Source organism: Brevibacterium sp. LAARM3_SD1, assembly GCF_057364765.1.
The window spans coordinates 1-14210 of record NZ_JBNFOL010000029.1 but is presented as its reverse complement, the minus strand read 5'-3'; the positions used below and the strand labels follow the sequence as shown (position 1 = coordinate 14210).

13 protein-coding genes and 1 pseudogene are annotated in these 14210 nt (G+C 66.5%); 12 read left to right on the top strand and 2 right to left on the bottom strand.

Annotated features, from left to right (window positions below; all coding sequences use genetic code 11):
• Positions 1-9 precede the first annotated feature (9 nt).
• The 10 genes and pseudogenes from AC2W7L_RS14600 to AC2W7L_RS14555 all read left to right on the top strand — a co-directional run.
• Positions 10-747 (top strand): annotated as a pseudogene (locus tag AC2W7L_RS14600) (MFS transporter); the annotation flags it as partial.
• 50 nt (positions 748-797) lie between these two features.
• Positions 798-1241: a hypothetical protein gene (locus AC2W7L_RS14595; RefSeq protein WP_486005038.1), complete on the top strand. Its 444-nt coding sequence runs from the start codon at positions 798-800 to the stop codon at positions 1239-1241.
• 3 nt (positions 1242-1244) lie between these two features.
• Entirely contained in the window at positions 1245-1586 is a 342-nt protein-coding gene (locus tag AC2W7L_RS14590) for a DUF1330 domain-containing protein (protein ID WP_486005006.1), read from the top strand.
• Between the two features lie 287 nt (positions 1587-1873).
• Positions 1874-3037: a thiolase domain-containing protein gene (locus AC2W7L_RS14585; protein ID WP_486005005.1), complete on the top strand. Its 1164-nt coding sequence runs from the start codon at positions 1874-1876 to the stop codon at positions 3035-3037.
• On the top strand, positions 3037-4668 hold the full coding sequence (locus AC2W7L_RS14580; protein WP_486005004.1) for an AMP-binding protein: 1632 nt from the start codon (positions 3037-3039) through the stop codon (positions 4666-4668). Before AC2W7L_RS14585 ends, AC2W7L_RS14580 begins: the two co-directional genes overlap by 1 nt.
• Positions 4665-5510 (top strand): SDR family NAD(P)-dependent oxidoreductase, encoded by an 846-nt coding sequence (locus AC2W7L_RS14575; RefSeq protein WP_486005003.1) that lies wholly within the window; start codon positions 4665-4667, stop codon positions 5508-5510. The genes AC2W7L_RS14580 and AC2W7L_RS14575 overlap by 4 nt, the downstream gene beginning before the upstream one ends.
• A gap of 172 nt (positions 5511-5682) precedes the next feature.
• Complete coding sequence (locus AC2W7L_RS14570) at positions 5683-6723, top strand: DctP family TRAP transporter solute-binding subunit (RefSeq protein ID WP_257944399.1); 1041 nt, start codon at positions 5683-5685, stop codon at positions 6721-6723.
• 1 nt (position 6724) lies between these two features.
• The gene (locus AC2W7L_RS14565; protein WP_370035265.1) at positions 6725-7279 is read left to right on the top strand and encodes a TRAP transporter small permease; all 555 of its coding nucleotides are present in this window, start codon (positions 6725-6727) and stop codon (positions 7277-7279) included.
• Positions 7276-8796, top strand: a complete 1521-nt coding sequence (locus tag AC2W7L_RS14560; protein WP_486005002.1) for a TRAP transporter large permease — start codon at positions 7276-7278, stop codon at positions 8794-8796. Before AC2W7L_RS14565 ends, AC2W7L_RS14560 begins: the two co-directional genes overlap by 4 nt.
• Positions 8797-8851: 55 nt before the next feature.
• Positions 8852-9619: an SDR family NAD(P)-dependent oxidoreductase gene (locus AC2W7L_RS14555; RefSeq protein WP_486005001.1), complete on the top strand. Its 768-nt coding sequence runs from the start codon at positions 8852-8854 to the stop codon at positions 9617-9619.
• A gap of 112 nt (positions 9620-9731) precedes the next feature.
• Here AC2W7L_RS14555 and AC2W7L_RS14550 read toward each other — a convergent pair whose 3' ends face one another.
• Together AC2W7L_RS14550 and AC2W7L_RS14545 are read right to left on the bottom strand one after the other, a co-directional pair.
• Positions 9732-10706, bottom strand: a complete 975-nt coding sequence (locus AC2W7L_RS14550) for a PCC domain-containing protein (RefSeq protein WP_486005000.1) — start codon at positions 10704-10706, stop codon at positions 9732-9734.
• A 63-nt stretch (positions 10707-10769) separates the two neighbouring features.
• On the bottom strand, positions 10770-11471 hold the full coding sequence (locus tag AC2W7L_RS14545; RefSeq protein ID WP_486004999.1) for a YoaK family protein: 702 nt from the start codon (positions 11469-11471) through the stop codon (positions 10770-10772).
• 206 nt (positions 11472-11677) lie between these two features.
• On the opposite strand from AC2W7L_RS14545, the gene AC2W7L_RS14540 reads away from it, so the two are divergent.
• Together AC2W7L_RS14540 and AC2W7L_RS14535 are read left to right on the top strand one after the other, a co-directional pair.
• On the top strand, positions 11678-13483 hold the full coding sequence (locus tag AC2W7L_RS14540) for a gamma-glutamyltransferase family protein (RefSeq protein ID WP_486004998.1): 1806 nt from the start codon (positions 11678-11680) through the stop codon (positions 13481-13483).
• Between the two features lie 2 nt (positions 13484-13485).
• Complete coding sequence (locus AC2W7L_RS14535) at positions 13486-14175, top strand: GntR family transcriptional regulator (protein ID WP_486004997.1); 690 nt, start codon at positions 13486-13488, stop codon at positions 14173-14175.
• Positions 14176-14210 lie beyond the last annotated feature (35 nt).

The following is a 14210-nucleotide window of genomic DNA, read 5'->3' as shown; positions in this document are numbered from 1 at the left end:
GCAGCTGACATGATGCCGCCCTGGCTCATCGTCCTTCTCGCCGTCTCCTTCGTCCTCTACACAGACGACTACGTCATCGCCGGCATCCTGCCGGAGATCGCAGTTGATCTCGGGGTGACCGAAGGCCAGGCCGGGCAGCTCGTCACGGCGTTCTCGGCGACCGTGGCAGTGGCCGCGCCGGTGGCAGCTGTCGCGCTGGCTCGGGTCCCGCCTCGGCGGCTGTTCCTCGTTGCACTCATCATCTTCGCGGGAGCGAATCTCGGTGCGGTGGTCGCCTCGTCCTTCGGTGTGCTGATGGGGCTGAGAGTGGTGGCGGCCGCGGCTGCGGCCAGCGTCACTCCGGCCATCTTCGCTTTCGCTGCGTCCCATGCGCCGAGGGAGAAGACCGGCCGCTACCTGGCGACCGTCTCCCTTGGGGTGACCGGGTCAATCGCGCTCGGTGTCCCACTGGGGACGTGGATCGGCGGCGCATTCGGATGGCGGGCGACCTTCCTGGCGGTTGCCGTAGCCGGGATGCTCGCGCTCATCGGTGTCCTCCTCACCGTTCCGGGAGGCGGACGTGGTGAGCGTGCTCCACGATTGTCGGAACAGCTGCGCAGCCTCACGCGTGCGCCGATTGCCGTGAGCCTCGCGGCAAACTGTCTGCTCATGGCTGGAACGATGATGGTCCTCACCTACCTGGCGCCCTATCTCAGCGCGACTGCCGGAGCGGGAGCCGAGGAGCGGGGAGTGGCATTCGGACTCTCCGGGTTCGCGGGCATGGCCGGAATCTGGCTCGGCGGTCAGGTCGCAGACCGATGGGCCCCGGGCGAGCACTGTTCCTCGGGATCGGCGTCATCATCGCCGCCATGGTCGCGATGTGGGCGATGTGGGCAGTCCGGCCAGTGCCCATCTGGCTCGTGCTCATCGTCACGACAGTGTGGGGCGGAATGGCCTTCTGGAACTCACCCGCGATCCAGATGCGCCTGCACAGACTTGCCGGGCCCCTGGCCGGACAGGCACTGGTGCTCAACACTTCTGGGACCTACCTGGGCATCGCATTCGGGGCCGCCGTCGGCGGAGTCGTCCTCTCCGCAGCTGGGCCCGGGGTCCTGCCGTTGGCTGCGGCGGGATTCGGCTTGGCCGCCCTGCTTCTGCTGGAGGTCGTCCGCAGGACGCCGCCTTCCAGCGAGGCGTGGAACAGCGGCAGCACCTCGCCCCAAAGCAACTTATCGACACCCACAGACAACTTAGGAGACTGAACCATGACCGCCTACGCGATCGCCCATCTGCAGGAGATCACGCCGCACCGCGACGTCGCCGAATACATCGACCGGATCGGCGAGACCTTCGAACCCTTCGGCGGGCGGTTCCTAATCCACGGAACCGCTCACGAGGTGAAGGAAGGCAAGTGGCCCGGACACGTCGTCATGATCGCCTTCCCCGACGCCCGACACGCTCATGACTGGTGGGACTCACCGGCCTACCAGGACATCGCCCCGCTGCGTTCGCGGCACATCGACAGTGGCATCGTCATCGTCGAGGGAGTGGCTGAGGGCTACGACCCCCGGGACACGGCACAGGCCATGCGCGAACAGCTCGGTTAGCCGTCGCAAGAGCTGGAGTTCACCGAAAAACGCATGGAGCGTCGAGAAACGCATGCGCACACCCGTGCCTCGACGCTCCGGGCGTTTTTTCGGCGGGTCTGGGCAGCGCAGCGCTGCCGAAGCGACAGTGCCGACCCGGGCGAGGGAGCGGCCGGGGCGGTGAGTGGAGAAGGGACCGCCACGACACCGATGTTCCATATGGTGGATTTTTTGACCAACTGATGGGACCGGGAAAGTATGAGAGGACAGTGCTCGTTCCGCAGAGCCCGGTACCCGAAGGAGTGTCCATGTCCTCACCTGCGATCATCGGTTGGTCCCACGGAAAGTTCGGCCGGTCCGAATCACCGCTGCCCCAGATGATGGCCGACGTCGCCCGCGACGCCATCGCCGAGGCGGGACTGGAACCGGCCGACATCGACGTCATCCACGTCGGCGTCTTCAACAACGGACTCTCCCGCCAAGGCTTCGAAGCCGCCCTGCCGGGCACCGTGTTCCCCGAACTCGCGCGCACACCGGCCCACCGGCACGAGAACGCCTGCGCCACCGGCTCCGCTGCGATCTTCGCAGCCCACGACTCCATCGCCGCCGGTCGCCACAGGACGGCTCTGGTCATCGGCGCTGAACGCATGACTCAGGCCTCCGGCCATGACGTCAACGAGGTGCTGCTCAGTGCCAGCTACCGGGAAGAGGAAGAGCACTATAAGTCCTTCGCCGGAGTCTTCGGCGAAATCGCCCGCCAGTACTTCGACCGGTACGGCGACCACTCGGAGACCCTCGCGAAGATCGCTGCGAAGAACCACGCCAACGGCGCCCAGAACCCGCTCGCCCATATGCAGAAGGACCTCGGCTTCGAGTTCTGCAACACCGTGAGCGAGAAGAACCCGTACGTCGCCGAACCCCTGCGTCGCACCGACTGCTCCATGGTCTCCGACGGAGCCGCGGCGCTGGTCCTGGCCGCCGAGGATGTCGCCGCCTCCGCGCCACTGGCCGTGACCTGGCGAGGAATGGGCAACGCCAACGACGTTCTGCCGCTGTCCCAACGCGACCCGCTCGAGATGGCCGGAGCCCGTGCCGCCATGGAGCAGGCGCTCACAGCTGCCGGCATCGGCATCGACGAGCTCGACTTCCTCGAAACCCACGACTGCTTCACGATCGCCGAACTCCTCGAATACGAAGCCTTCGGCCTCGCCGCCCCCGGGCAAGGCCACACCCTGCTCGACGACGGTGCCACCGAGGTCGGCGGCCGCCTGCCCGTCAACCCCTCCGGCGGGCTCAAAGCCAAAGGCCACCCCATCGGCGCCACCGGTGTGTCCATGCACGCCCTGGCCGCCGCCCAACTGACCGGTCGCTCACCCGGCATCCAGATCGAGTCCCCGGAACTCGCCGGAGTCTTCAATATGGGCGGTGCCGCCGTGTCGAACTTCGCCTCCGTCCTCGAGCGCGTCCGCTGATGCGCGCCATCTCCCAGACGTCCCCGGCCAAGGACTTCACACCCACACCTCGACGCGGGGTCAACGTCTCCCACTTCCTCACCCAGACGGCCCGTCGCATCCCCGACCGCCTCGCGGTCGTCGACGACGATCACGGGCAGCGGTGGACCTGGGCCGAACTCGACGCCCGCGCCGAAGCGCTCGCCGCCGCCCTGCAGACCGGTGGAGTCGACCGTCGCGACACCGTCCTCCTCGTCTCGGCCAACCACGCCGAGGTGATCCAGTCCTTCTGGGGAATCCTGCGCTCCGGCGGCGTCATTGCCCCACCGAACGCGGCCCTGTCGACCGAGGAGCTGCTCGGCATCAGCGCCGAGGTGGCCCCCGCCGCCGTCATCGCCGACCGCTCCCACACCGACTTCGTCGCCGCACTCAAGGACACCGGCTTCACCGGTCCCGTCTTCTGGATCGGGGAACTGCCCACGGCCCAGGCCGGCGCCGTGCCGACCGAAGCCGTCGACTCGACGGTCGACGAAGACGACCCGTGCTGGTACTTCTTCACCTCCGGGTCGACCGGCCGACCCAAGGCCGCGACGTTCACGCACCGCCACCTCGGCGCGGTGCTGATGAACCATCGCTGCGACCTCTTCCCCAACGAGGATGAGACCGGAGCGTCCCTTGTGCTCGCGCCGCTGTCGCACGGGGCGGGCATCCACATGCTCGGGCAGGTCTTCGGCGGCACCCCGTCGATCATCCACCCAGGTGGCAAGCCCAGCGTGGAAACACTGTGGCCGGCCATCGACGGCTACGGCATTACGAACGCCTTCACCGTCCCGACCATCCTCAACCGCATCGCCGCCGGCTACCCGAGCGGCCGCGGACCCGAGGACCACACCTTGGAGCGCGTCATCTACGCCGGAGCTCCGATGCTCGCGGCCGACCAGGCCCGGGCGCTCGACCGGCTCGGACCCTGCCTCGTCCAGTACTTCGGACTCGCCGAGGTGACCGGAGCGATCACGATCCTCCGCCCCGAAGACCACGGGACTATCCCCGTCGACGACGCCGGAATCGGCACCTGCGGTCGTGCCCGCACCGGAGTCGAGATCGTCATCGTCGACGAAGGCGGAACGCAGCTGCCCGCCGGTGAGCAGGGCGAAGTCTGCGTGGCCGGACCGACTGTGTGCGCCGGCTACCTCGGCCGCCCCGATGCCAACGCCGAATCCTTTGCCGGAGGGCTCTTCCACACCGGCGACGTCGGCTACCTCGACGAACGCGGATACCTGTTCCTCACCGGCCGGAAATCCGATATGTACATCTCCGGCGGATCGAACGTCTACCCGCGCGAGATCGAAGAACTCCTCCTCACCGACACCGAGGTGGCCCAGGCCGTCGTCGTCGGCGTGCCCGACCCGCAGTGGGGCGAGATCGGCGTGGCCGTCATCGAACGCGCGGAGTCGCCGACCGGTGCCGATAGCGATGGCGCTGGTGCGGATCTGGCCGAGCGGCTGACCGCACTGTGCAAGTCCGGGCTGGCCAAGTACAAGGTGCCCAAGGAGTTCCACTTCGTCGACACCATGCCGGTCACCGCGTACGGCAAACTCGCCCGCAAAGAACTCAAAGCCGAATACTCCCAAGGACGGGGCAGCGCACGATGAGCACACCAGAACCGACAGCCGTGTCAAAGCCGACGGGTAGGTTGGTCGGCACGACGATCATGGCCATCGGCTGCGGCACCCCGGACGGGAAGGTGAACAACGGTTTCGCCGCGGCGACCGCGTTCCTGCGCGAGGGTGCGAAGGTCTGCCTCGTCGACCGTGACCCAAACGCCCTCGAACAGGCGGCACGCGTCCTCGGCGGGGTAGATCTCGACGCTCAGCTGACCACTGTCGTCGCCGACGTCGGGGATGAGGACTCGCTGGCGGCGGGATTCGCGCACTGCGCCGACCGCCTCGGCGGGCCGACCGTGCTGCATTACAACGTCGGCATCGTCGTCAACGGGGGAGTCGACGATCTTGAGACCGACGGATTCCGTCGCGCTCTCGACATCAATCTCACCGGGGCGTTCTCCGCGATCAAACACGCCCTGCCGCATATGCGCGCGGCCGGGCACGGGTCGATCATCACGGTGTCCTCGGTCGGCGGCATGCGCTATATGGGATATGACTACCCGGCGTATGCGGCGTCGAAGGCCGGACTCATCGAACTGACGAAGGTCGTCGGCGCGCAGTACGTCTCCGAGGGTATCCGCGCGAACTCGATCGCACCGGGCCTCATCGAGACCCCGCTCATCCACCGCTCGATCAGCGACCACTACGACTCTGTCGAGGATATGCTCGCCGCCCGCCACGCCCAGTCACCGACCGGGAAGATGGGCCGTCCCGAGGACGTCGCGGATCTCGCGGTGTTCCTCGCATCAAGCGAATCGGCCTACATCAACTCCACGCTCATCCCCGTCGATGGGGGACTGACCCATTACGCGGGGATGCCGAAACGATGATCGATCGGGCGGGCCCAAGGGTCGGGCCGCCTCGGCGGGGGAAAACCAGGGCGACGCGGTCGGGCACGTGACAACGGAGCCGAGCACCGCCTCGGCGGGGGACTGACTCCACCGGCCGAGGACCGACCCCACCGATACGAACGACAGTGCAATAACGGAAACAAGGGAGGCAATGGTGCCGAGAACACGGACGACGAGGACCATGCTCGTCTGGTCCGCCGTACTGATGGTGTGCGCCCTGCTGCTGGCAGGGTGCGGAACGAATTTCGGCACCACCGACGACGGAAAGCAGCGCTACCGGTGGAAGATGACGGTGACGACCGGATCGACCTCGACGTGGTACCTCGCGGCGGAGAAGTTCGCCAAGGACCTCGAAGCCGAGACCGACGGCCGGATCACGATGAAGATCTTCACCAGCGAACGGCTTTCCGCCGGTGAACCCACGGCCGGGGTCGAACAGCTCATGGACGGAGCGAAGGACTTCTCCTACAACTCGCCGATCATCTACGCCGGCGTCGACCCGCGCTTCGGCGCCGTCACCGCCCCCTTCGTCTTCGACTCCGTTCAGGACGGGCAGAAGGCGCTCGCCGGAGCCGGCGGGGACGTCTACTCCGACTACCTCGCCGAACGCGGAGTGCATCTGCTCGGCTTCGGCGAATCCGGGATGCGGCAGCTGACGAACACGCACCGGCCCATTCACACCCCCGAGGATATGCGTGGCCTGAAATTCCGCATCCCCGGCTTCGGCATGTACACCGACCTCTACCGGCAGATCGGCGCGAACCCGACGACGATGCCCTTCGGTGAGGTCTTCACCGCCCTGCAGCAGGGAGCCATCGACGGCCAGGAGAACCCGATCGACGTCATCTACTCGGCGAACCTGCAGGAGGTCCAGCCGTACCTGACGCTGTGGAACTACTCCTACGACCCGCTCATCCTCGGCATCAACAAGGACCTCTTCGATTCCCTGACGCCCGAGGACCAGAAGCTTGTGAGCCGTCTGGCCGCAGACGCCAACGAGTTCCAGATCAAGAAGAACCGCGACGGCGAGCAGAAGCTCATCGCCGAACTCGAGGACTCCGGCATGGAGGTCAACGAACTCAGCGACGAGGAGAAAGACGCCTTCCGCGCCAAGCTGGGTCCGATCTACAGCGAATACCGCAAGGTCTGGGGACCGGACATGTCCCAGGCGTTCATCCCGAAAGGACTGTGAGATGAGAGTCATCAGATTCTTCGAGGACTGGGTCATCATCGCCTCATTCATGGTGATCGTCCTCGTCACCTTCGTCAACGTCCTCTCCCGCTACATCTTCAAAGCCTCGCTGGCCTTCTCCGAGGAGATCACCATCAACCTCCTCGTCGTGCTCACGATGATGGGAGCGGTCGTCGGGATCCGCCTCGGCGCGCATCTCGGGTTCTCCTACCTCGTCGACAATGCGAAGGGCAGCGTCCGCCGGGCACTGCTTATCACGGGCACCACCCTCATCGTTCTCTTCCTCGCCGTCCTCCTCATCTGGGGTGGGGAGATGACGATCGCGCAGGGTCTGCGCGGCCGAGCGACGCCGTCGCTGGGCATCCCGCAATGGCTGTTCACCCTGTCCATCCCCTTGGCCGGTCTGCTCGGAATCATCCGCAGCCTCCAGGCCCTGCGGACGGCGCTGAATGAAGACACCTCCGCCGAGGCGGTCGTCGAGAGGCTCGCCAGCGAGGCCGCACCGACTATCGACTCGTCCGAATTCTCGTCCGATGTCGAAGGAGGCCGGAAATGATCGCGCTCCTGCTCTTCGGCAGCTTCTTCCTCTTCCTCGGCCTCGGGATCCCCGTCGCCTTCGCCCTCGGGCTCTCCGCCGTCGTCACCCTGGTCACCACCGACGGTGTGCAGGTCCTCGACGTCGTGCCCTCGGTGATGTTCCCGTCGATGAGTTCGGGCACGCTGCTGGCGATCCCGTTCTTCATCCTCGCCGGCATCGTCATGCAGTACACGGGCATCTCGCAGCGCCTCGTCGACCTCGCGTTCCTCATCTTCGGACGCCTGCGCCACGGCCTGGCCGCGGTGACGATCATCTCCGCGTTCTTCTTCTCCGCGATCTCCGGATCCGGTCCGGCCACCGTGGCCGCGATCGGTGCGATCCTCATCCCCGCGCTCGTGCGCAACGGGTACCAGAAGAAGCACGCGGTCTCCCTCGTCGCGGCCTCCGGTTCGATGGGCATCGTCGTGCCGCCGTCGATCGCGTTCATCATCTTCGCCGTCGTCGCCGCCGAGTTCGGCAAGATCTCGATCTCCCGGCTGTTCATCGCCGGCATCGTGCCCGGCATCATCATGGCTCTCGCGTTCTTCTTCGCCGCCCTCTTCGTACCCAGGGTGCGTGAGCTCGCCGGCCTGCCGGTGAGGGCCACGACCGGCGCCGAGGCGGGGGCCGGGTCGACGTCGACTGCGGCGGGTTCTGATTCCGCCGGCAACGGCGGTTCGGGTGCGTCTGTGGCAGGCGATTCTGCGGCAGCGGGGAAGACTCAGCTGCTGACGACGAACGGGAAGGCCGCCTCGGCGAGTTCCGGATCCTCCGGAGCAGGCGTCGGAAGTACGGATCCGACGGTCACGGTCAATCCCGAAGGCGGGTTCGGCGAGATCCTCACCGCGCTGGTCAAGGCCATCCCCGGTCTGCTCATCCCGGTGATCATCCTCGGCGGGATCTACGGCGGAATCTTCACTCCCACCGAGGCGGGAGCCGTCGCATCCGTGTACGCGCTCATCGTCGGGGTGTTCGTCTACCGGGAGCTGACCTGGAAGGACATGCCGAAGGTGTTCCTCGAGTCCGGGGTCTCGACCGCGGTCATCATGTTCATCGTCGGCGTCGCCAGCCTCTTCTCCTACGTCATCACCGTCGAAGGCGTGGCCGACCGGATCTCGACAGCCGTGCTGGGCGTGACGGACAACAAATACCTCATCCTCGCGGCGATCACGATCATCCTGCTCATCGTCGGTGCCTTCGTCGACGCGATCAGCGCGTTCTACCTGTTCATCCCGATCCTCGTGCCGATCCTCATCGGCGTGGGCGTGGACATGACGACGATCGGCGTGTTCATGACCGTCAACCTGGCGATCGGCCTGTTCACGCCGCCGGTCGGGCTCAACCTCTACGTGGGTGCGGGCATCGGGAAGGTCAAGCTCGAGGAGGTCGTGCGCGGAGTCGTACCGTTCCTCATCTGCGCGATCATCGCCCTGCTGCTCATCACCTACATTCCGGCGATCTCGAACTGGCTGCCCGACCTGCTCGGGGTCGGGTAGTCGGCCCCGACGGGCGGGGCCGGTCTGCCGTTTTCACATCATCTCAAGGAGAATCATGGAACCGTATCTGCTCACGAACAAGACCGCCTTGGTCACGGGTGCCGCGCAGGGCATCGGCCTGGCGATCGCCACTGCTTTGGCCAGGCGGGGCGCCTCGGTCGGGATCGTCGACCTCAAGGGTGCCGAGGAAGCGGCCGCCGGGCTGGCCTCTGAGTACCCGGATCAGCGGTTCGCGGCGTTCTCACTCGACGTCCGCGACGCCTCCGAGGTGAGCGCTGCGGTCGGATCGTTCGTCGAGACGTTCGGGGGACTCGATATCCTCGTCAACAATGCGGGCACGGCCGCGCGCATCGGCATCGACGAGATCACCGCCGAACAGTGGCAGCGGGACATCGAGACCAACCTCGGCGGGACGTTCAACTTCATCAAGGCCGCCGTGCACCCGCACATGAGTGAGGCGGGGGCCGGGTCGATCATCAACATCTCGTCGATCTCGGGCATCAACGGCGGAGCGGTCTCCGACGGGGAGGCCGGAGCCCGGTCGGGACCGGCGTACGCGGCGAGCAAGGGCGGGATCATCGCCCTGACGAAGTGGGTGGCCAAGGAGTACGGACGCCAGGGCATCCGCTGCAATTCGGTGGCGCCCGGTCCGGTCGAATCCGCGCTCACCGCCGGTCAGGACTACGACACCTCGGGGCAGGCGCTCGACCGGATGGGTCAGCCGGACGAGATCGCCGAGGCGGTCGCCTACCTCGCCACCGACGGAGCCGCGTTCACGACGGGGCAGATCATCCGCGTCGACGGCGGGGCCGTGATGTCGTGAGTCGCTGACGCAGTTTGTCGCGAGCAGACGATCCCCGCATCATCCTGAGGGTGGTGCGGGGATCGGTGTCTCTGCGGATCGGACAGCTCTCCTGATCGACTGGTCTGGTCGGTCAGTTGTCTCGCGCTGGTCCGTCGGTGCGGCGGACAAAGAGCTCGAAGGTCACGGCCACCGGGTTGGCTTGAGGTTTGAGAGTGCCGGAGCAGACCTCTCCGGCGACGTCGACGACTTCTCCGGAGAGGGCGATCTGTGGAGTTGTGTTCTGCGCGCCGGTCACGGTGCCGATCAGATGGGTGAATTCGACGGCTGGCCATGGGGCGGTGCCGTCGGTGAACACGGCTCCGGTCGTGCTGCCCAGACTCGCGACCACCTCGGCGGAGTCGAACCCGGCGTTCCGGCAGACGGTGAGGACCGCCTCGTCGAGGATCTCACCGGGACGGATCCGGGAGACGACGGCTTCAGCGGGGCGGGCCGCCGCGGCGAGATCGGGCGCGGTTAATGATGACGCGGTGGCGTGTGCCGGCGTGACCAGGTGCGGTGCGAAGGCGGAGAACCCTGTCTCGGGATCGACGTCGCTGATCAGGCGGGCATCGGGCAGGGCGAAGAGCCGGATCGTCAGGCCCTTGGGTCCGGCCAGAGTGCCTGGTAGCAGATGTCCGCCCTTGGTTTCGCCGTCGGCACCGGTCCATGAGGCGTGGATGTGGCAGACCGGTACGCCCTCACGGAAGCCGGTCGTCGCAGATGCGTGGCGAAGTTCCGTGGGGCTGTCGATGCTGAATGATTCTGTGAACGACATCGGGTGCTCGGCGTCGGGGCCATAGGCCGGATGGACATAGTCGATGTGGCCGAACTGTCCGGAGACGAACTCGGCCATGATGCCGGGAACGGCGAAGTCGGTCAGGGATGCTTCGAGTGCGCTGAACAGGTCCGCGCCCTCCGGCAGTTCGAGGACGTGCTCAGTGCAGCGGGTCGGGACGGAGACGATTCGGGGGTTCTGCCGTGGACCCGCGTGGACGACCGCAGTTCCGGGTGCCTTCAGCGAGAAGGTCGGCTGCTGCAGTGCTGTCGTCTCGGCTCCATTGCTCATGTCTCGATTATGGTTGGAGGTCACGGCCGGTGTCGCTGAGAATCCAAGTCGTGGAACGTGAACTCAGGCGTTCGAGGCAACGGCGGCGGCCGCCTCGGCGCGGGTTCGTCTCTTCTTCTCACCGAGGTGGCCGATGACGGCTGCGGCGGCGATCATGACGGCGACGAGCGCGATGCCGATCCACTGATTGAGCATGAGCGTGGCGGCGCCGGCCAGCGCGCCGATGAGGATGAGGACGACGGCGAGCAGGCGGCGGATCCAGCGGACGTTGTCACCGCCGGCCAGGCTCGAATCGGCCGCGAGACCGACGATCGTCGAGGTCACGACCACGGTGGTGACGTCGGCGATCTTCATCTTCCGTGCGGCCGCGGCCTGCGCACCCATGAGGGCTGAGAGGGCCGAGGTGAAGATCGTACCGGCGAGGCCGATCTCGGGGTCGGGGACGATCGCGACGTAGACGGACAACGCGGCACAGCCGACGGCGACGCTGGAGAAGATCACGGTCGTCCGATGGTGCCAATTCTCGCCGATGTCGCCGAGGATGCGCCCGGACAGGGCCGCGCCGACCATGAAGAACACGAGCGCGAGGGCGGGGCGGAGGACGGGGACGCCGTCGGCGCCGGCGAGACCCATGCCGAGGATGACGACGTTGCCGGTCATATTGCCGGTGAAGACCTTGTCGAAGCCGAGGTAGCCGATGGCGTCGACCATACCGGTCGAGAAGGTCAGCAACAGCAGCATGGCCAAGTCGAGGCGACGAGTCATGGGTGTCCTTTCGAGGCGAGCGGAGCCGGCACCAGTGCCGGAATGTCGGCATAAGGTGTAAATTGTATACAAAACTGTAACCAGACGTCAGTTGGTATGCAATCGACAGGTAGTTCGGAGTAGTCCGGGTATCGTCGGTGTCGACTGCTGACCGAGACTGACGCGCCGAACGACGATCAGCTGAACACTGCCGAAGGACAACGCATATGACCTTTACCCCGCCCCCATCGTTCACCACGCGACCCACCCTCGAGGGTCACTTCGGGATGGCCGCTTCGACGCACTGGTTGGCCACCGCAACGTCGCAGGCGGTGCTCGAACGCGGCGGGAATGCCTTCGACGCCGCGGTCGCCGGAGCCTTTGTCCTCCATGTCGTCGAACCCCACCTCAACGGACCCGGCGGTGACATGACCGGGATCTTCGCCACCGCCGCAGACCCCTCCCGGCCGCAGGTGATGATGGGCCAGGGCCCGGCCCCGGCCGCGGCGACCATCGAGCATTTCCGCAGCGAAGGCCTCGACATGGTCCCCGGCTCCGGGGCGCTCGCCGCCGCTGTTCCCGGCGCCGTCGACTCGTGGTTCAACCTGCTCGAACACCACGGAACGTGGGAGCTCGCCGACGTCCTGGAATTCGCCATCGACTATGCCGACAACGGGCATCCGATCCTCGCCCGGGCTGCCGGGGCGATCGAGAAGGTCAGTGAACTCTTCACTGAGCATTGGCCGACCTCGGTCACTCAGTGGATGCCGGAAGGCAGCATTCCCGAAGCCGGCGAGCTGGTGTTCAACCACGTCTACGCCGATGTGCTTCGCAGGCTCATCGCCGCTGGTGACGGCGCTGCCACGCGTGAGGAGCGGATCCGAGCGGCCCGCAAGGAGTGGAAGTCCGGTTACGTCGCGAAGGCGATCGCGGACTTCATCACCACCGCCCACCGACACTCGACCGGCAGCGACCACGCCGGAGTGATGACCCTGGAGGACATCTCCGGTTTCGACGCCGGCTTCGAAGATCCCGTCACCATCGACTTCCGCGGCTACCAGGTCGCGAAGATCGGAGCCTGGGGTCAGGGCCCGGCGCTACTGCAGACGCTGAAGATCCTCGAAGGGTTCGACGATGACCGCCTCGACCCGTCGACCGAGATCGGAGCCCACACGATCCTCGAGGCGCTCAAGCTGGCCATGGCCGACCGCGACACCTACTACGGTGATGTCGACGTCGACCTCGATTGGCTGCTCAGCGACTCCTACGCGGCTTCACGGCGAGAGCTCATCACTGAGCAGGCATCGTCGGAGTTCCGGCCTGGGCTCGGCCGCGACGGTGCGGCGCCCGTCTTCACCACTCCGCTCATTTCCGAAGGCGCGGACAAGGAAGCACTCATCAAGGCCGGCATCGGGGAACCGACAGTACAGAAGAACGGCGTCAACAACGGCGACACCTGCCACCTCGACGTCGTCGATCGGTGGGGCAATATGATCTCCGCGACCCCGTCGGGCGGCTGGCTGCAGTCCTCGCCGACCGTCCCCGGGCTCGGATTCTGTCTCGGCACTCGGCTGCAGATGATGTGGCTCGACGAGGCGGCCCCCTCGGCTCTGCGTCCGGGCAGGCGTCCGCGCACGACTTTGACCCCGACGCTGATCTCGAAGGACGGGCAGCCGCTCATCGCTCTCGGCTCGCCCGGCGGTGACCAGCAGGAACAATGGCAGCTGCTGCTGATCCTGCGGATGCTCGTCGGCGGGTACCGCGCGCAGGAGGCCATCGACGCTCCGGCGCTGCACACGACGTCGTTGGCGGGGTCGTTCTGGCCGCGCACCTTGGTTCCGGGTGGGGCGGTCGTCGAGGACCGCCTCGGCGAGGATGTCATCAACGGGCTCATCAGTCGCGGTCACGACGTGACCAGGGCGGGGGAGTGGGAGCTCGGGCGGCTGTCGTGCGTGACCCGGGATCCGGCGACGGGGCGGCTGAGCGCCGGAGCGAATCCACGTGGGGCCCAGGGTTATGCGGCGGGACGGTGACCATGGCTGATTCGCACGATGAGCAGTTGGACGTCGCCGCGCAGATCCGCACCGACATCATCCAGGGCAGGCTCGAGCCCGGGGCCAAGCTGCGTGAGGTCGCGCTGGCCGAACGCTACGAGGTGTCGCGGATTCCGATTCGGGAGGCGCTGCGAACCCTCGAGGCCGATGGTCTCGTCGAGTCCCGGAAGTTCAGCGGATCGGTTGTCGCACCCTCACCGGCCGATGATGCCGAGGATCTGTTCGAGATCCGCATCGTTCTCGAATCGGCGACCGCGAAGCGCGCCGCCCGCCGGGCCGCCGAGCTCAGTGCCGGCGGCGACCACGATGCGAAGTGGTCGGAGATCCGCGCAGAGATCAACGAGATCCTCGAGGCCGGAGACGCCGTCATCGCTGAGGAGCGCTTTGAGGACCTCGCGGTACTGAATATGCGTTTTCACTTCGCGATTGCCGAGCTCAGCGGGAGCCTGTCGTTCATCAGCCTGCTGCGTCAGATCTCGGGCAAGATCGAGTGGCTGTACTCGCTCAACCTCATGCGTCGAGGCCCGCAGGCGTGGCCGGAACATCGCGAGATCATCGCCGCCATCGATGCCGGACAGGTCGAGCAAGCCGCCGAGGCAATGGCCCGACACGTGCGCCGCAGCCGCGATTCCTACTTCGCTATGATGTCCGAACCCCCCAGCACTACCTGACGGCGGCTCAGCAACCTGGCGCGAGGTTGCTGGGA